This is a genomic window from Paenimyroides ummariense, assembly GCF_900115115.1.
In the GTDB taxonomy this organism is placed as follows: Bacteria; Bacteroidota; Bacteroidia; order Flavobacteriales; family Flavobacteriaceae; genus Flavobacterium; species Flavobacterium ummariense.
This window is the reverse complement of record NZ_FOVI01000003.1, coordinates 44,916-64,377: the sequence shown is the minus strand read 5'-3', so window position 1 is coordinate 64,377 and position 19,462 is coordinate 44,916. Positions and strand designations below refer to the sequence as shown.

The following is a 19,462-nucleotide window of genomic DNA, read 5'->3' as shown; positions in this document are numbered from 1 at the left end:
ATACCCATAGCAGTAAATAACAGAAGAGGTTTTAAACCTCTGGAAAAAAAGGAAGATGCACACAGAACAAACGATAAAATTCGTGTGCCTGAAGTTCGTTTAGTAGGCGATAATGTTGAACCTGGAGTTTATAAAACTTCTGAAGCAATGGCTATGGCCGATGCTCAAGGATTAGATCTGGTAGAAATTTCTCCAAACGCAGCTCCACCTGTTTGTAAAATTATCGATTACAAGAAATTTCTTTATGAACAAAAGAAACGCGACAAAATGCTGAAGGCAAAAACTGCTCAAGTTTCTGTTAAGGAAATTCGTTTTGGTCCGCAGACAGACGAACATGATTACGAGTTTAAAAAGAAAAATGCCATGAAGTTTCTAAAAGAAGGTTCAAAATTAAAAGCATTTGTATTCTTTAAAGGCCGTTCAATCATTTATAAAGAACAAGGTCAGATTTTATTATTGCGTTTAGCACAAGATCTTGAAGAATTTGGTAAAGTAGAAGCTATGCCGGTTCTTGAAGGTAAAAGAATGACCATGTATATTGCACCTAAAAAGAAAAATTAGTATTTTTGCAAAATATTGTTAAGTAAGATAACATAAATACCTAGGAACAAATGCCTAAAATGAAAACTAAATCTAGCGCTAAGAAACGTTTTACCGTTACTGGTTCTGGAAAAATTAAAAGAAAACACGCTTTTAAAAGCCACATCTTAACAAAGAAGTCTAAAAAGCGTAAATTAGCTTTAACTCACTCTGGTTTAGTACATAAAGCAGACGAAAGAAGCATTAAAGAACAATTAAGAATAATGTAATCGTTCTTTCGGTTAAAAACAATTTAATAACCCTGGAGTGGGCTGATCTTTAAAAATTTCGATCAAAAGTGATGTTCTAACATCCGCCCTACTACAAAAAATTTAAGAATTATGCCAAAAGCAAATAATGCAGTAGCATCAAGAGCAAGAAGAAAAAGAATTTTGAAGCAAGCCAAAGGTTTCTTCGGAAGACGTAAAAACGTTTGGACAGTAGCTAAAAACGCGGTAGAAAAAGCAATGTCTTACGCTTACCGCGACAGAAAACAAAAGAAAAGAAATTTCCGTGCGTTATGGATCATGCGTATTAACGCTGGTGCACGTTTACACGGAATGTCTTATTCTCAATTCATGGGAAAAATCAAAGCTAACAACATCGAATTAAACCGTAAGGTTTTAGCAGATTTAGCAATGAACCACCCAGAAGCTTTCACAGCTATCGTTAATAAAATTAAATAAACGTTTGTAAAACCCGTTTATCTTACTTACATATATAAAAAACCTGCTTTTTAGCAGGTTTTTTTGTTTATATCTCAGTAATGAATTTATATCAAACAGAAAGATTTGATATATTTGTAAAAATAAAAAACAGCATGCAAGAATTAAAAAACATTATAGAGCAAGCTTGGGAAAACAGAGAGTTGTTACAACAAGAAGCTACACAAAATACTATTAGAAAAGTTATCGACTTAATAGATAACGGTGAATTACGAACTGCAGAACCTATTGATGGAGGTTGGCAAATTAACGAATGGGTTAAAAAAGCAGTAGTAATGTACTTCCCTATTCAAAAAATGGAAACATTAGAAGCAGGAATTTTTGAATACCACGATAAAATGCCTTTAAAACGCAATTATGCTGAAAAAGGTATTCGCGTAGTTCCTAACGCCGTTGCGCGTCATGGTGCGTATATTTCTGCAGGTGTTATCTTAATGCCGTCGTACGTAAATATTGGTGCTTATGTTGACGAAGGAACTATGGTTGATACTTGGGCTACAGTTGGATCTTGTGCACAAATAGGTAAAAACGTACATTTATCTGGTGGTGTTGGTATTGGCGGCGTTTTAGAACCTTTACAGGCAGCTCCGGTTATTATTGAAGACAATGTTTTTATCGGATCTCGTTGTATTGTTGTAGAAGGTGTTCGTGTAGGTAAAGAAGCTGTTTTAGGTGCAAACGTATGCTTAACTGCATCAACAAAAATTATCGATGTTACAGGAGAAAAGCCGGTAGAAATTAAGGGATATGTACCAGAGCGTTCTGTTGTAATTCCTGGATCATACACTAAAAAATTCCCTGCAGGAGAATATCAAGTTCCTTGTGCTTTAATCATTGGCAAACGTAAAGAAAGTACCGATAAAAAAACATCTTTGAACGATGCATTGCGTGAGCATAATGTAGCAGTTTAATTTGAAAAACTAAAAATATGTCAATTCAAATTTGTTCTTGTCAAGGTTTAAATTCTAACTGCAAAAAATGTTTCGGTAGCGGATATGTTAACACTCCTTCAATGGAAAAATCTTCTAATCAAAAAGAAAAAAAATCGGTTGAGAAAGGAAATTTAAAAAGTATATATGCCCTACCATCTAATTTTGATTCTTTAGATAAAACAGAACTTATAAATAGTACAACAGAAATAATTGCTTTTCTGGATCTAAGATCTAAAAAGCAAATGCAAATTTTAAATTCTGTTCCATTCAGCACCAATACGTTTAGAAGAGATTTTAAAGAGAAATTTACTGCTTTAAAAGAATTAGAGCAAGAAAAAATACTTTTAAGAGAAAAACTCACAGCTGTTGAAAAAGAATTAGTGAACCAAAAAATTTCAGGAAATTTTAAATTTAAACATTTCTTATCTGATAAGGACATTGATGTAGATTCTAACAGACAGCTTAAAGATTTGATTAGAGAATATAAAAGATTGAAAATCTAAATTTTAAATCCTCATAAAAAAACAAATCCCTTTAAATTTTAAAGGGATCTGTTTTTTATCATATTTTTATACCTGCAGCCAATAGTTCGCGATAGCTTGGGTTTTTCTTAAAGAATGATACAATTCCAGAATTTACAGGAACAATTTTCAAACGTTTTTCTTCTGCCTGATCTAAAATTCCTTTAATAAAATCGTTTATTAAAACTTCGTCCTCGCACCCATTAGGATTTAGTTTTGTTAAAAACAACTTTCGTTCCTGTATAGAATATTCAATAATAATCAGTCTATCACCACATCTGCACTCAAACTGTCTTAACAGTTCATTGTTTTTAAATTCCATATAACAATTTTTTCTATTTTTATATATTTCAAAGGTTCTTTCGGTAAGAAATGAATTTTAATGAAAATAAAGCATTATTAAAAATTAAAATATAATTTCTTATTTATTTTGATTGCAAATTAATGAAATAGTTTTTAATAATGCAAAATAGTTATTATAATTACAAATTTATTTTAGATGAAAAACATCTATTTTATGCCGGGAATGGCTGCAAATTGTGACATTTTTGAAAATATTAAACTCGATAATTCAAAATACAATCTTCATTTTATTGAATGGTTGGAACCAGAGAAAGATGAATCGCTACAAAAATACAGCGAGCGTATTGCTCTGCAAATTACTTTAGAAAATCCTATTTTAATCGGCGTTTCGTTTGGAGGGATCATTGTGCAGGAAATTGCCAAAATTATAGCTGTTGAAAAAGTGGTTATCATATCAAGCGTAAAAGATCCATCGGAATTTCCTATTAGAATACATTGGGCTAAAAAATGGAAACTGTATCGTTTTTTTCCAACATCATATATCAATTTAATTGAAAATGTTACAAAAAAAATAGTATCTTCAAAAAAAATCCATCAGCGAATCGATATGTATCAAAAATATTTGTCGGTACGTTCGGTTAATTACTTGGATTGGGCATTTAAGTCTGTTATTTCTTGGGAAAATATAAATCCGGTTGAAAACGTATATCATTTACACGGAACAAAGGATCATATTTTTCCGCACAAACGAATTAAAAATGCCGAGTTTTTGGAGAATGGAACACATGTTATGGTGCTTGTAAACGCTAAATGGATCAATAAAAAGCTATTGGAAATTCTAGAAAAATAAATATGAAAAAGACGTATAAAAAAATTGCTTTAATAGTTGGTGTAGTTGCATTGTCGGCTGGTTTTTATCAGTTTACGACTGTTGAAAGAAATGCATCTGAAACAAATTTTTACATAAAAAATGCTGATTTCTGCGGTGAACGTGTGCCATTGGAAATTATTGATGTGAAAGAACGTTTAGATCGCGAAATGATGGTTAACATTAACCTGCATTCAGCAACAAGTCTGATTATTAAAAGGGCAAACAGACATTTTGTTGATATTGAACCTATTTTAAAACGTAACGGGATTCCGGACGATTTTAAATATCTGTGCGTAATTGAAAGTGCGTTGACCAACGCTACATCTACTGCAGGTGCGAAAGGTTTTTGGCAGTTTATGCCCGAAACGGCTAAAGAATATAATTTGGAAGTAAGCAGTACGGTTGATGAACGTTACGATGTTATTAAAGCTACAGAAGCTGCTTGTGTTTACTTAAAAAGAGCTTACGCAAAATTTGGAAGCTGGACATTGGTTGCGGCTGCTTACAACAGAGGAATGGCGGGTATTGAACGCCAACAAATTGCGCAAGGTGTAACCGATTATTACGATTTGTATTTGAACGAAGAAACATCGCGCTACGTTTTTAGAATTCTGGCATTGAAAGAAATTATGACCAATGCAGATAAATATGGTTATGTTTTTGGTAAAGATGAATTGTATCAGCCAGTGAAAACCAAAATCGTTGCAGTAAATGCTAATATTGATGACCTGCAAAAATGGGCATTGGATCAAGGTATTAACTACAAACTTTTAAAGTTGTACAATCCTTGGTTAATTGATACTTCGTTGATTGTTCAACCTAATAAAACGTACAATATACAAATACCTACCGAAGGTTTTAAAAGAAAGTGATTTATAAAAAAAGCCTCAATTAATATTGAGGCTTTTGTATTCTTAAATATCTTCTTCTTCCAGATTTTTAATTACAGTTTGCAAACATCTTTCGTTATAAGCCAGCCAATTGTCTATAAACTTTGGAGGTTCTGCTGTTCTAAATGTGTTGCGTAAAAGTTTAAAGGCTTTTTCAGCATCTTTTTCATCATAAAAAACATGTTTCCAAAAATAAGGTACACGTTGCCATTCATACAAAAACAATCCGTTTCTTGCATACAGAAAAGGCGAATGAATACCAGCTGTATGAATTTGATTGAATCCGCCGTACATGTGCACACGCATGTAAGCAGCGATATATTTTAAGTTTAAAATTAATCGGTTTTTAATTTCTTCATCGGTTTCTTTTTGTTGTGGTTGAAAACGCCATTGGTTGAATGCTACAGATCGAATATCGTTTTCTTTTCCCAGTTTTTCAAAATCGGTATTTAAGTTTAAATAATACTTCGTATTTCCGTCTAATTCCAACATCATATCGCTTTTGTAAGCTTTAAAATCTCCATGAATTTGAATGCAACCATTTGCTTCCTTCATAATTTTTAAAGGAATATCTCCGAATTCTTCTGACTTTAATAAGATTTCATCTTTATTGATTACAGAATAAGTTCCGTACATAAATTTATTACCTATTAAAAAAGTATAGTCTTTGTTAGGTTTTAGAGATAAGTAAGAATAAAAGGCATACGATTCTTCACTTTCAGCATTGGGTTTGATGTTATTTGGAAGCCTTTGTTCTAAATCGGCATAGGTTTGTTCATTAAAAATATTGATAATTCTAAAATCGCGGTCTTTAGAAAAATCAATAGTTCTATTATTTTCAGATTTATTACAACTAATAAAGAAAATACAAAGTAAACTAATTATTAATTTATGATACATTTTAGTGTTTGCTTTAAGGTTAAATATTGAATGTTATTGATAAAAACTGAATTTACAAAAAAAGCCACTCTAGAAACGAATGGCTTAATACTTATGTTTTAAAGAAATTAAAAACCTCTTTTTTTGCTATGGTTGTACCACATTGGCACTTTTTGTCCGCGGGCTTGTTTCATTTGCCCTTCGATCATCGAAATCTGTTCTTTAAGCATTCCTTTGGTATCGTGTTGTTTTGCTTCGGCAATTAATTTCTGCGCTTCAGCCGGACGATTTTTGCTCATTACAATTCCTGCCAACTGCAATTTAGATACAGCCAAATCTTCTTTCTGGTTCAAACCTAAATCAATTGCCTTACGAAAATCTTTTTCTGCCTGATTTAAATTGTTTTGCGCATTGATGATACCGTTTAAATAATGGTAATACCCTTGTTGATTTTTAACTAAAGCCGTTTCGGGATTAATTTTAGACAAAATCTTTTTAGCGCCATCCATATCTTGCTTTCTAAACTTAAACAAGGTCATAATCAGCATTTCGTTCTTAAAATAAATCAGTACAATTAACAGTACCAAAATAATTAAAAATATACCGTTGCCAATATTGTTTTCTGTAAACTGCCAAACTGCTGTAGCTAATAAAAGGGCTGCAACTATAATTTTTATATTCTTGTTAATCATGTCTGTTTTATTTTTAATTTTGCAAATGTAGTAAAATCCTATAAGCAACAAAAGGTGTTTTTAAATTATAGTACATTTAGTAACATAAAAGTAAAATTATTTTAAAAAACAATTTGTAGGTTTTAAAAGGATTTGTATATTTGCACTCGGTTTTGAAGCTGCTTGATTTCAAAGCTGAACATTTGTAAAATTTATAGATTTAAAGATAAGAAGCAATGAGTAAGAGAACGTTTCAACCATCAAAAAGAAAAAGAAGAAACAAACACGGTTTCATGGACAGAATGGCTAGCGCTAACGGTAGAAAAGTATTAGCACGCAGAAGAGCTAAAGGAAGACATAAGTTAACGGTTTCTAGCGAACCAAGACATAAAAAATAATGATGTTTCATCATAAATAAAGGCGTTACTTTAAGTGTATCGCCTTTTTTTATACCTTTTCGTTTTTCTCTTTTTTTAAGATGAATTTCAACTAATTATCAATAAATTTACCTAAATAACAACACCAATTATTTACAATGCCTAAAGATAATTCAATTAAAACAGTTTTAATCATTGGTTCTGGTCCAATCATCATTGGTCAGGCTTGTGAGTTTGACTATTCAGGGTCGCAATCGGCGCGTTCTTTACGTGAAGAAGGAATCAAAGTAATCTTGATCAATTCAAATCCTGCAACCATCATGACCGATCCTTCCATGGCGGATCATGTATATTTAAAGCCTTTAAATACCAAATCTATCATTGAAATTTTAAAAGCGCATCCGGAAATCGATGCGGTTTTACCAACAATGGGCGGACAAACAGCTTTAAATTTATGTTTGGAAGCAGATGAAAAAGGTATTTGGCAAGATTTTGACGTGAAATTAATAGGTGTTGATATCAATGCCATTAACGTAACCGAAGATCGCGAACAGTTTAAGCAGTTATTATCAAGAATCGATATTCCGTTTGCTCCGGCTAAAACAGCTACTTCGTTTTTAGAAGGAAAGGAAATTGCTCAAGAATTCGGTTTTCCTTTGGTAATTCGTCCTTCGTTTACTTTAGGTGGAACAGGTGCTGCTTTTGTACATAAAGAAGAAGATTTTGACGGTTTACTAACATACGGTTTAGAAGCATCGCCAATTCACGAAGTATTGATTGACAAAGCGTTATTGGGTTGGAAAGAATACGAATTAGAGTTATTGCGCGATAAAAACGACAACGTTGTAATTATCTGTACCATTGAAAACATGGATGCCATGGGAATTCACACAGGTGATTCCATTACTGTTGCACCCGCTATGACGTTATCAGACCGTACGTTTCAACGTATGCGCGATATGGCAATAAAAATGATGCGTTCTATTGGTAACTTTGCTGGTGGATGTAACGTTCAGTTTGCTGTATCTCCAGACGAAAAAGAAGACATTGTGGCAATTGAAATCAATCCGCGTGTATCTCGTTCATCTGCATTGGCATCAAAAGCAACGGGATATCCAATTGCAAAAATAGCTACAAAACTGGCGTTAGGTTATACGTTAGATGAATTACAAAATCAAATTACAAAATCAACCTCAGCTTTATTCGAACCAACTTTGGATTACGTTATCGTAAAAATTCCTCGTTGGAACTTTGATAAATTCGAAGGTGCAGATCGTACCTTAGGTTTACAGATGAAATCGGTTGGTGAAGTAATGGGAATTGGTCGATCGTTCCAAGAAGCCTTACAAAAAGCAACACAATCGTTAGAAATTAAACGTAACGGAATTGGTGCAGACGGTAAAGGATACACGAATTACGATCAAATTTTAGATAAATTAGAACATGCTTCATGGGATCGCGTTTTCGTGATTTATGATGCTATTGCATTGGGAATTCCTTTAAGCACCATTCATCAGATTACAAAAATAGACATGTGGTTCTTAAAGCAGTACGAAGAAATGTATGCTTTAGAACAAGAAGTTTCTAAACACACATTGACTTCATTACCAAAAGATTTGTTGTTAGAAGCGAAACAAAAAGGATTTGCAGATCGCCAAATCGCTCACATGTTACGTTGTTTAGAAAGCGAAATTCATGCATTGCGCGAACAAATGAATATTAACCGCGTTTATAAATTGGTTGATACGTGTGCGGCAGAATTCGTAGCTCAAACACCTTACTACTACTCTACTTTTGAAGCTGATATCGAAAAAGCAGACGGAACAACTTATTCTGCAAACGAATCTGTTCGTACCGATAAAAAGAAAATCGTTGTTTTAGGATCGGGACCAAACCGAATTGGACAAGGTATTGAATTTGATTATTCTTGTGTGCACGGCGTTTTGGCAGCATCAGAAAGTGGTTACGAAACTATTATGATCAACTGTAACCCAGAAACAGTTTCTACTGATTTTGATACGGCTGATAAATTGTACTTTGAACCTGTTTATTGGGAACATATTTACGACATCATCCGTCATGAAAAACCAGAAGGAGTTATTGTACAGTTAGGCGGACAAACTGCTTTGAAGCTAGCTGAAAAGTTAGATAAATACGGAATTAAAATTATTGGAACAAGCTACGAAGCTTTAGATTTAGCGGAAGATCGCGGACGTTTCTCTGAATTGTTAACCGAATTAAATATACCGTTCCCTAAATTTGGTGTGGCAACCACTGCAGACGAAGCATCGAAGTTAGCCGATGAATTAGATTTTCCTCTTTTAGTACGTCCGTCTTATGTTTTGGGTGGTCAGGGAATGAAAATAGTAATCAACAAAAAAGAATTAGAAGAGCACGTAATTGATTTATTAAAATCGATTCCAGGTAACAAATTGTTGTTAGACCATTATTTAGCTGGAGCTATAGAAGCAGAAGCTGATGCAATTTGCGATGGTGAAAATGTTTACATCATTGGAATTATGGAACACATTGAACCTTGTGGTGTGCACTCGGGCGATTCAAACGCTACATTGCCTCCTTTCAATTTAGGTGAATTTGTTTTACAACAGATAAAAGATCATACTAAAAAGATTGCGGTTGCCTTAAAAACAAAAGGTTTAATCAACATACAGTTTGCTGTTAAAGATGATACGGTTTATATCATTGAAGCAAATCCACGTGCATCTCGTACGGTTCCGTTTATCGCTAAAGCGTACGGCGAACCTTATGTAAACTATGCAACTAAAGTAATGTTGGGCGCAAAAGTTACCGATTTTACTTTTAATCCAAAATTGGATGGATATGCTATAAAGCAACCTATTTTTTCTTTTAATAAATTCCCAGGTGTAAACAAAGCATTAGGGCCTGAAATGAAATCAACTGGAGAAAGTATTTTGTTTATTGATAATTTAAAAGACGATGCTTTCTACGATTTATACTCTCGCAGAAAAATGTATTTGAGTAAATAATTTTACTTACTATCATAAAAAAATCCGTTTCTTACTTGAAACGGATTTTTTGTTTTATATGTATTCTTATTATTTTTTAATGATTTTGATAAATTGAGATCCTTCTGAAGTCATTACCTTAACCATGTAAGTTCCCGAACTAAACCTAGAAAAATCAATAGTGATAGATTTACTTTCGTACTTCTGTTTGAAAACACGTTTACCGGTAACATCATAAATCTCTACATTTTCTAAAGGATCAATATAACTTATTACCAATTCACTATCTACCGGATTTGGATAATATCTCAGTTGTTCCAAATCAAGATTGTTTGTTCCTAAAGTAACTCCCACCTTAACAGCGGTTGGGTAACTGTTACAAGAATTCGCATCGACTGTAACTCCGTAATAAGTAGTTCCATCAACCAACAAATCCGATGTATCTAAAGCATTCATTTTATTAATAGCATCGTTATAACTTAAATACCAAACAATATTAGGCTGATTCATTACCAAATTAGAAACTTTTGCCTGATAATTAAAGTTCTGAACCAAACTACCTGTAGGAGAAGCTGGTCGTTTATTTACTTGTACATGAACACTTGTTCTATTAGAAATACATCCGTACGACTCTATTGCAACATAATAATAACCACTGGTTAAAACATAGGTATCAGGTAGTTTTGTAGTTGTTGTACTGTTTAAATACCATACATATTTTGTAGATGTAGATGCTGCCAAATACAAATCTGCTACAGTAGCGTCTTCGCATAATTTAAAATCGGTCATGGTTGGAGCTGTTGGAGAAACCACACGAACCGCAACTGCAATTCTTGGAGATTTACAAGGCATCATTTCTTGCTCCACATAATAGGTACCGCTGTAAAGAGGTGTATTTGCAGTAAGCGGAGTTGTTGCTTGTGCTGAATTATACCATTTTATTGATGCTCCATTAATACCCGTTGCAACCAAATCTGCAACTGTTGCGCTACTACAGAAAGCTTGCAATGTACTTACTGTAGGAATAGGTACATTGTTAGATGCTACTATTTGAACTGCTTTACGTACCGATTCGCATAAATTATAGTTAAACGTACTGATATAATAAGTTCCGCTTGTTAACACTTGCGATTGGCTTAATGGCGTTGTTGCCGTTAAACTGCTGTACCATTTTAATTGTGAACTTGTATATCCTTCAATAGAAATATCGTTAATAGTTGCCACATCGCAAATTGCCAAATGACTCGTAACAAGCTGTGCATTTGGGTAAACATTTACTTTTACTGCAAATCTTGTAGTACTTTCACAGCCGTTTAGTGTTTGTGACGCATAATAGGTTGATCCATTAAGCAATGTACTTGCATTTGTTAAAAGCGTGCCGCCTACAGCTGCTGTGTACCATTTTATATTGGTTCCTGTTAGTTGTAAATCGGAAATTTTTGGTACGAAAGGTTCACAAAATTCCTGAACACTATATCCTGATGGAATTGGAGTACTATTAATCACCACATTTATTCCTGTTCTTGCAAAACTTTCACAACCATTAATGGTTTGCGATGCATAATAATCTCCTGAAACCAATAAATCATTAGGACTTAAAGGTGTACCAGCAACTGCTGATCTATACCATTTTATATTACTTCCACTAACAATCAAATTACTTACGGTTGCATTATTATTAACACAAAAAACCTGATTAACTGCTGTTGGTGTAGCAACATCTGTTGGTTGTGTGATATTTACTGTGTGAGCCAATGTACAATTATTACTATCGGTTACCACCACTGTATAAGTTCCTGCCGGAAGGTGGTTCAACGACGCTGTTTTAAATCCGTTTGACCATTGATACACATAAGGAGCCGTTCCGCCTGAAACCGACAAAGAGACACTTCCCTCTGACAATCCGAAACAATTAACGTTTGTTTGCTGATGTGTAGCTGTTAAAACATCTGGTTGAGTAATATCAACAGTTTCTGTAACAGAACACCCGTAATCATCGGTAACCGTTAAAGTATAAATTCCTACTCCTAAATTATTTATAGACGGATTGATTGATCCTGTTGACCAACTGTAAGTAAACGGAGCTTTTCCACCAGTAACTACCGCTGTTGCATTACCATTTGTTAATCCGTTACAACTGATATTTTTCTTATTAAAACTTAAAGATAAATTTGCAGTAGCAACAATAGAAACGGTTTCGTTCACTTTACATCCGTTGGCATCTGTAACGGTTAAATTATAAGTTCCCGGCAACAAATTATCAGCGTTAGCAGTGGTTAAACCATTAGACCATAAATATGTATAAGGTTGCGTTCCGCCTGAAGGAGTTGCAATAACCGAATTGGTTGTGGCACCATTACAACCAGCTTTTGTCTGTTTGGTTGAAACAGTTAATGCAGTTGGTTCTATAATAGTAACAGAGCCGTTTACTGTACAGCCTTTTGCATCGGTCACTGTAACAGAAAAAGTTCCCGGTCGTAAACCATTGTTCGTTGCAGTAGTAATGCCATTATTCCAATTGTATGTATAAGGTGCAGTTCCGCCAACTACATTAACAGTAGCTTCTCCGGTATAGGTTCCATTACAGCTAACATTTTTCGAAGCAATTGTTGCTGTTAAAATATCTGGCTGCGTTATTATAATTTGCTCGGTTTTTATACAATTATTTGCATCCTTAACCTGAACATTATAAGTACCCGATACTAATCCCGTAATTGTTGCAGTTGTAGCATTATTGTGTGACCATAAATAAGTAAACGGAGCAGTTCCACCAGAAGATGTAACTTCAATACTCGCATCATTCCCTCCGTTACAGCTAACATTTTTAACTTTTAAGGTGTTTGATATCACTGCAGGCTCGGTAATTATTACGCTTTTGTTTGCCGTGCAGCCGTTTGCATCTGTAATAACAACATTGTAAGTTCCAGGTGCTAAATTGCTGATAGCTGAATTTGTAGATCCATTTGACCATACATAAGTGTAAGGTGCTGTTCCACCAGAAGTAACAACTGTTGCAGATCCGTCTAATTGTCCAAAACAAGATACATTTACAGATGTAAGTGTTGCATTCACTTCGGGTACAGTTAAAACCACTGTATTAGAATCTAAATTCGGTGAACAGTTACTTTCAACCACAAGCTTGTAGCTGTATCCGTTTAAAGTTCTGGTTGCGTTTGTTATGGTTAAAGTGTTTGATGTTACACCAGAGTAAGTAGCATCATTTACTAAATCTACAAAACCGCTACCCATATTAACCTGCCACTGATAACCAATTTCATTCATGGTAGTTGTACTGAATGATGTGGTACCACCGATACATACCAATTTGTTAGTTGGTTGTGTTATAATCGTTGGTGTTAAGGTAACCGTAAGATTAATTGTTGCTATTTTTGAACAATTGCCCGATTTTACCAAAACATACACTACTCCACTACCCGATGAAAACGCAACAGGATTTGTAATAGTATTCGTATTATCTGCAGCTGCATCGGTTTGATTTTGATAGTATTTAAAAGTAATACCCGGAACAGAACTTATTTGAGATTGAACCGAAGTAAGATCGAATAGTGTAGTAGCAGAAGTTGAACAGATTGTTATAGAAGCATTCTGAACAGCTGCCAAAGGATTTTTATCTACAACCACCGTTTTAGAAAAAGTACAATTATTACTATTGGTCACATTAACGGTATAACTTCCAGCTGTTGCAACAGTAATACTTGAAGTTGTAGCACCTGTTGACCATGAGTACGAAAGTCCGCTGCCAGTACCTGAAGCTGTTAATGTTGTTGAAGATCCATCACAAAAAGTAAGATCGCCCGATATTTGAACATTTGGATCAACACTTGAATTAATTATAACACTTGCCGTACTTGTGCAGATTCCATTTGTATTCGTTAAAGAGTAAGTTCCTCCATTCGCAACTGTAATTGATTGTGTAGTTGCACCGTTTGACCATGTGTTTCCGGTAGACATGTTTGATGTAAGCGTTGCTACATCGCCAGGACATAAGTTTGTAGAACTGGCAGTTATTGCTAAAGGTATAGATTTATCAACAAACTTAAAAGCGCCGATTTGTCTGCAAGAAACCGTACTTCCATTTGGATCTTGATAACTAATGCTATAATAATAAGTTGTAGATGTGTTAACAGTAATAGGCGAAATTATCGGGCTTGTTCCAGATAATGCATTGTTAGATGTTGTATGATAGCTAACAGCAAAATTTTGATTGTTATTTAAGATTGAAGCCGATAACGTACTAAAATCAAACAACAAGGAGTTACTACATAAATTAATTTCTCTTGGTGTACCTGCAGTAGATCCCACATTTCCCGGAGGTAAAAAAGGATTTGGAGCAGTTGTACTATTCAAAAAAGGATCATGCAACGTAGCCGTTCCTCCCCAAATTAAACTAAATGGTGCTACTCCGTTAAAACCTAATCCTACCCAGTTATCAATAAACAAGTAATAGGTTTCGCCAGCAATAACATCCATATACTTACAGAAAGGAACATTAGATCCAGGTGCACCAACGGTATTGGTATTGGTCATGTTTAACCCAGTGTTACCATAAGTTCCTGCAGCATTACAACGAATAGGCGATCCAATATTACTACAACTTACATTGGGTCCAAAAACAGCCCAATCATAATCTACCGCAGCAGTAGGTGAAATAACAAAAGTTAAAGTTCCGCTTGTAGCAACTTGAAATTTATACCACACAGAATTATTTTCTCCGCCTGTTGACAAACATCCACCCAACGACTCATAAACATTGCCATAACCTATTGGAGAATAATTTATATTTGAATTACCACAAATACTTAACGCTGTACTACAATCTTGTTGTGCACTAATTAAATTTGACAGTAAAATGAATAATAAAAAGGTAATTTTTTTCATATCAGTTTGTTATAAAGTACAAAATCATTTTTCTATTGAATTAACAACATAACCTGTCTTCTTATAATGCTGAAAATTCATTCTTTAATGATACAACGTTATTAGAGCAACTTAAGTATTTGAAAATTAAATATTTTTGATAATTTTTTTTCAAATATATAATTTAAAGCAATATAGATTATGATATTAATATTATTCAATAAAAAATGAGGTGTATAGCTTATAACAGTAGGTATATAAAAAAAGAGAAAACTTAGTTTTCTCTTTTTTGTTTTATAATTTATTTCATTTCCCTAATTACTTGAATATATCCGGTTTTGTATGGATTATTCAACATAAAAACTGAATAAAAATATGTTCCGGATGGAAGTATCTTACCGTTATTATCCTGCCCGTGCCATTCATTTCTATAATCGTCTTTGGTGTAAACGGCATTTCCGTATCTGTTATAAATTGTTAGTTTGCTTGCAAAATAATCAGACAGATCTAAATAATCATTTTCGCCGTCGCCGTTTGGAGAAATACCTTTTGGAATTTCGAAATGTGGAAAGTTCGTATCAGAACATCCTGTACATCTTTCAACAGGATCAACAATATAAATAGAACTTATATTAACCGTATTTGTAAACAACCCTTTATGATCTTTTGGAACACGTAATTTAACTGTATAAATAACTTCTTGTTTTACATCTAAAGAATTAATCACATCAACCAAATCGCCTGTTCCAGATTTTCCGTTTCCTTCCCAAGTCATTTCTGTTGTTTGATGTGGCATTGGATCATTAACCTCAACATTCAATGCTTTTTGTGGACCATTATTAACAACTCTTATAGTATAGTTTAAATATTCGTCTGTAAAAAACATTTCTTTGCCATCGGTTTTAAAGGCATCGATATCTGCAACAAAAGCATCAACTGTAGCAGAACTTTTGTTATTTTTCATGTCTGTATCTTCTAAATCTCCTTTCGCTGTTGCCGTATTGATATATTCACCAGAATTTCCAATTCTACAATCTACAACCAGGGTTTCACTTTGTCCCGGAGCTAAAGATCCAATATTCCAAAGTCCGGTAACATTATTATAAGTTCCTTTAGAAACACTTGAATTCACATAAATTAAACCCGTAGGAAGTAATTCGGTCACCGTTGCGTTAGGTTCTGTAAAATACGGATTTAAATTGGTTACTGTGATTGTAAAAGTAATATCTAAATCGTCTTGAAAAGTACGCTCTTTAATAACCTCCAAATCAGAACAAGGAACAACTTCTACATCTAAAGCAATAGATTTACCAGATAAACCACAATCTCTCCGTACCTGAACGGTATAAGACCCTGATTCGGTTACAATTAGCGTATTTCTTGTGGTTGTTTCATACAATATTTCATCTTTATACCAAACATATTCGCTATATCCCGCTTCTGCCTCTAAAGTTACACTACAATCGTTGTTCCTTTTAGCATATACAGGCGGATCAGCTGCTTCCCCGAAAGAAGAGAAAAAAGCCGACATAGAGAAACCACCGCCTTGTTGTACCAAACTGGTTGTTAATGGCATAGCCGATGTTATGATTAAATTCGCCGGATTGTTAATTTGTGTGTTATCAAAAGTAATCAGATAAAAACCAGTAGTACCAATAGGCACTCTTAGATTACCTGTTACAACTTCAATATTTTGTCCGTTTACAAAAACGGGAACTGTATTACTTTCTATTACACAAAACCCAAAGTAAGGTAGGTTTCCGTTAGCATAATCTATAAATTTTGTTGTTTGTATATTTAAAGATCCTGCGCAACCGCCAATTGGCAATACGGTTGATATATCGGTTTCACAATCAACAGCAGTTCCCGAATAAACAATAACGGGATTTTCTGCAGTTATTAAAGACGATGAAAATAAATCGATACCGTTACCATGATAAAAAGTATATGAATTACCTGCTACTGGTAAATTCATATTAAATGGAGGTCCAAAAGGCGTGCCGTTTGGGTTGAAGTTTTGAACATTTATAATTGTATTGTCTCTTGTTGTTACAATAGTAGTTTGTTCTGACCCGAACCCTTGCTGTGCCTGTTGTGGAGTTGCCGGTGTACCTTCACCCCTAACCACCAAGTATCTGATACCCAATGATTGTAAAGGAGCTATCTGATCAAACGTTCCATCTTCACCGTTGCCTCCACAGGTTTGCGGAATATCTCCATAACTACCTGTATTCATAACCACACGCTTATCTGCCGAAACCAATGAACCTATGAGTGCATTAAACAAATAACTTTGTCCCCTATCTAAGGTTATAGTAGCAGCTGGTAAAGTTACTGTGGTATTATCTTCTGTAGCCATAACCGAATAAACCGGTGCACCAGTATCTAACCCTTGAACTGAAGTACGATAATAACCTACTCGAAATTCTATTCCTAATCCTTCACGACCAAAACTAACTAAAGATGCATTACCTTTAATGTTAGCGACCGTACTACCTGCAGTATCCGACGCTATATTTCGTAAATTAACCATTACCGGGTGGCTTGCTTCAATAATTAAACCTTTGTCATTCTCAATAAGGTTTAATGCATTTTTGGGAGAAGCCGCTATAGCACCTGCAAAACGGTATGATATCGGATTGTTTTCTGTAACGGTTAAAGTGGTAATAAACGTTCCGTCACTTTTACTAATATCAACTGTAACAGTGGTACCAGGTTCCACGGTACCAATTACAATTTCGTTTGCATCGTTCCAATATTGCCAAGGTGCTGGTGCAATATAATGTTGAGTATAGTATTGGGCAAAACTGTTGGTTGTAAACAACAAGAAAATCAGGAAATATAAATGTTTCATAAAATGTAGTGAATTTTAACAAATATAACATTAGTTTTAACAAAATTCAATAAACATACAATAAAAATATAATTTAAACACTTATCAGCAAAATACCTTTCCATTTATCAAATAAAAAAACTCTTCCAATAATTACTGGAAGAGTTTAAAGAGAATTAATTAACACTAAACTATTTAATGTTTAAATGATAAGGCATCATTGCTTGAACACCTTTACTTTGTTTAAGATAATTCATACGTTGTAGCAACTCATAATTTTCTGTACCGATTTCGCTTTTAATAGCATCTTCTTTAACGCTTGATACGGACATTCCTAAAAACTTGCGGAATAAATCTGCTAATTCTACTTCGTATTCTGGGTATAACGAAACTTTGTAATCATCTGTTTTAACTAATTTGGCTGCATAAGCAATGGCATCGTCTAAACTACCTAATTCATCAACCAAACCTAATTGTTTAGCCATAGTACCTGTCCAAACTCTACCTTGAGCCATTTCATCAACTTTAGCTTTATCCATTTTTCTACCAGCGGCAACACGAGAAATAAATGTATCGTAAATAATTTCGATGCTCTCTGTAAGTGTCTGTTTGTATTTTGGCGACATCTCTTCAAAAACACTGTAACCAGTTGCGTTTTCGTGTGTTTTAACCGCTTCGGCATTTACACCGAATTTATCAGCAACCTTTTTAAAGTTCGGCACCATACCAAAAACTCCAATAGATCCTGTAATTGTTCCTGGTTCTGCAAAAATTTTGTTGGCATTACACGCAATATAATATCCGCCTGAAGCCGCTACATCACCCATTGAAACAATTACCGGTTTAACTTTTTTGGTCAGTTCAATTTCTCTCCAGATAATATCAGAAGTTAACGCACTACCTCCCGGTGAATTTACGCGCAAAACAACCGCTTTAATTTTATCGTTTTTACGCGCTTCTTTCAATGCACGGTTTATAGATCCTTCGCCAATGGTGTTTACATTTCCTTCGCCACCTTGAATTTCTCCTTGAGCAAAAATCACGGCTATTTGATCTTTAGCTGAAACTTTCTTAATATTTAAATTGACATCTTTAATATAATCTAAAATTTCAATTTCGTTGATATCGTCATCGTACTTAATATCCAATGCTTTTTTAATTCCGTTTTGGTATTGATCTAAATAAGCAATCTTATCAATCAATTTATTTTGAAGAGCCAAATTAGCATTACGTGCATCTAAATTTGTTGCGATAGTATTTAATGATTCAACCGAAATTTTACGGTTTTTAGAAATATCGCCCACATAAGATTCCCAAATAGAATTTAAAAGAACGGTTAACTGCTCACGATTTTCATCGCTCATAGTTTGCTGTAAAAACGGTTCAACAGCACTTTTGTATTTACCGTGACGGATCACTTCCATGTGAATTCCCGTTTTTTCCTGCAGATCTTTCATATACAGAACTTCAGAAGCCAAACCTTTAAAATCGATGCTTCCCATTGGGTTCATGTAAACCGTATCGGCTACCGATGCCAGATAATATTCGCCTTGTGAATAATAATCTGCATAAGCAACAACAAATTTCCCGGTCTTTTTAAATTCAGCCAGCTTTTCAACAATTGCTTTACGCTGTGTTGATCCTAAACTTGTTGCATTATTTTCAATTGAAATTCCTTTGATTTTATCATCGGTTTTTGCATAATCAATTGCCTGCAAAACGTTGATCAATCCGTCGTTATTGGTTTCTTTGTAATCAAAATCTTCAATATAAACACTTCCGCCGTAATCGTTAGAAACATTCTCTAAATCTAACTTAATAACCGAATTGCTTTTGGTCGATTTTCCGGAAGACGAACTACCTGCCGATGCAACCACGCCAATTATCAGCAATAAGAAGAAAGACATCATACAAAATAGGATGATTCCTACAAATGTTGCCAGTACATTTTTTATAAAATTCATTTTTATTGTTTTAATCTATATTTAGGTTAGTATATGAAAACAGAAAATGTTA

Annotated in this window: 15 protein-coding genes; 9 read left to right on the top strand and 6 right to left on the bottom strand. The window is 34.1% G+C overall.

Annotated elements, in window-relative coordinates:
- Window positions 1–39: 39 nt before the first annotated feature.
- From infC to BM253_RS03170, 5 genes are all read left to right on the top strand, one after another.
- A complete protein-coding gene (gene infC, locus BM253_RS03190) occupies window positions 40–561 on the top strand; it encodes a translation initiation factor IF-3 (protein WP_091519001.1) in 522 nt (173 codons plus the stop codon).
- Between the two features lie 50 nt (window positions 562–611).
- Window positions 612–809 carry a 50S ribosomal protein L35 gene (gene rpmI / locus BM253_RS03185; protein WP_091518998.1) on the top strand — a complete coding sequence of 66 codons (198 nt, stop codon included), beginning with the start codon at window positions 612–614 and terminating at the stop codon, window positions 807–809.
- A 111-nt stretch (window positions 810–920) separates the two neighbouring features.
- The gene (gene rplT, locus BM253_RS03180; protein ID WP_091518995.1) at window positions 921–1,265 is read left to right on the top strand and encodes a 50S ribosomal protein L20; all 345 of its coding nucleotides are present in this window, start codon (window positions 921–923) and stop codon (window positions 1,263–1,265) included.
- Window positions 1,266–1,399: 134 nt separating this feature from the next.
- Complete coding sequence (locus BM253_RS03175) at window positions 1,400–2,215, top strand: 2,3,4,5-tetrahydropyridine-2,6-dicarboxylate N-succinyltransferase (RefSeq protein ID WP_091519462.1); 816 nt, start codon at window positions 1,400–1,402, stop codon at window positions 2,213–2,215.
- Between the two features lie 17 nt (window positions 2,216–2,232).
- Complete coding sequence (locus tag BM253_RS03170) at window positions 2,233–2,739, top strand: hypothetical protein (protein WP_091518993.1); 507 nt, start codon at window positions 2,233–2,235, stop codon at window positions 2,737–2,739.
- A gap of 58 nt (window positions 2,740–2,797) precedes the next feature.
- Here the strand turns inward: BM253_RS03170 and BM253_RS03165 are convergent, their stop codons facing one another.
- Complete coding sequence (locus tag BM253_RS03165) at window positions 2,798–3,079, bottom strand: GNAT family N-acetyltransferase (RefSeq protein WP_091518989.1); 282 nt, start codon at window positions 3,077–3,079, stop codon at window positions 2,798–2,800.
- 177 nt (window positions 3,080–3,256) lie between these two features.
- Here BM253_RS03165 and BM253_RS03160 point away from each other — a divergent pair, with 177 nt between their 5' ends.
- Window positions 3,257–3,910 (top strand): alpha/beta hydrolase, encoded by a 654-nt coding sequence (locus BM253_RS03160; RefSeq protein ID WP_091518986.1) that lies wholly within the window; start codon window positions 3,257–3,259, stop codon window positions 3,908–3,910.
- A 2-nt stretch (window positions 3,911–3,912) separates the two neighbouring features.
- Window positions 3,913–4,803 carry a lytic transglycosylase domain-containing protein gene (locus BM253_RS03155; protein ID WP_091518983.1) on the top strand — a complete coding sequence of 297 codons (891 nt, stop codon included), beginning with the start codon at window positions 3,913–3,915 and terminating at the stop codon, window positions 4,801–4,803.
- Window positions 4,804–4,845: 42 nt separating this feature from the next.
- Here the strand turns inward: BM253_RS03155 and BM253_RS03150 are convergent, their stop codons facing one another.
- Window positions 4,846–5,721, bottom strand: coding sequence for a hypothetical protein (locus BM253_RS03150; RefSeq protein ID WP_091518979.1), 876 nt, complete (start codon window positions 5,719–5,721; stop codon window positions 4,846–4,848).
- A gap of 107 nt (window positions 5,722–5,828) precedes the next feature.
- On the bottom strand, window positions 5,829–6,392 hold the full coding sequence (locus tag BM253_RS03145; protein ID WP_091518974.1) for a hypothetical protein: 564 nt from the start codon (window positions 6,390–6,392) through the stop codon (window positions 5,829–5,831).
- Between the two features lie 215 nt (window positions 6,393–6,607).
- Here BM253_RS03145 and rpmH point away from each other — a divergent pair, with 215 nt between their 5' ends.
- Together rpmH and carB are read left to right on the top strand one after the other, a co-directional pair.
- Complete coding sequence (rpmH, locus tag BM253_RS03140; RefSeq protein WP_008464848.1) at window positions 6,608–6,769, top strand: 50S ribosomal protein L34; 162 nt, start codon at window positions 6,608–6,610, stop codon at window positions 6,767–6,769.
- 137 nt (window positions 6,770–6,906) lie between these two features.
- Window positions 6,907–9,756 carry a carbamoyl-phosphate synthase large subunit gene (gene carB / locus BM253_RS03135; protein ID WP_091518970.1) on the top strand — a complete coding sequence of 950 codons (2,850 nt, stop codon included), beginning with the start codon at window positions 6,907–6,909 and terminating at the stop codon, window positions 9,754–9,756.
- A 69-nt stretch (window positions 9,757–9,825) separates the two neighbouring features.
- On the opposite strand, the gene BM253_RS03130 is transcribed toward carB, so the two are convergent.
- The 3 genes from BM253_RS03130 to sppA all read right to left on the bottom strand — a co-directional run bounded on the left by BM253_RS03130 (window position 9,826) and on the right by sppA (window position 19,410).
- The gene (locus BM253_RS03130) at window positions 9,826–14,634 is read right to left on the bottom strand and encodes an Ig-like domain-containing protein (protein WP_091518967.1); all 4,809 of its coding nucleotides are present in this window, start codon (window positions 14,632–14,634) and stop codon (window positions 9,826–9,828) included.
- 280 nt (window positions 14,635–14,914) lie between these two features.
- On the bottom strand, window positions 14,915–17,467 hold the full coding sequence (locus BM253_RS03125; protein ID WP_091518963.1) for a T9SS type B sorting domain-containing protein: 2,553 nt from the start codon (window positions 17,465–17,467) through the stop codon (window positions 14,915–14,917).
- A 170-nt stretch (window positions 17,468–17,637) separates the two neighbouring features.
- Window positions 17,638–19,410 (bottom strand): signal peptide peptidase SppA, encoded by a 1,773-nt coding sequence (gene sppA, locus BM253_RS03120; protein ID WP_091518960.1) that lies wholly within the window; start codon window positions 19,408–19,410, stop codon window positions 17,638–17,640.
- Window positions 19,411–19,462: the final 52 nt, after the last annotated feature.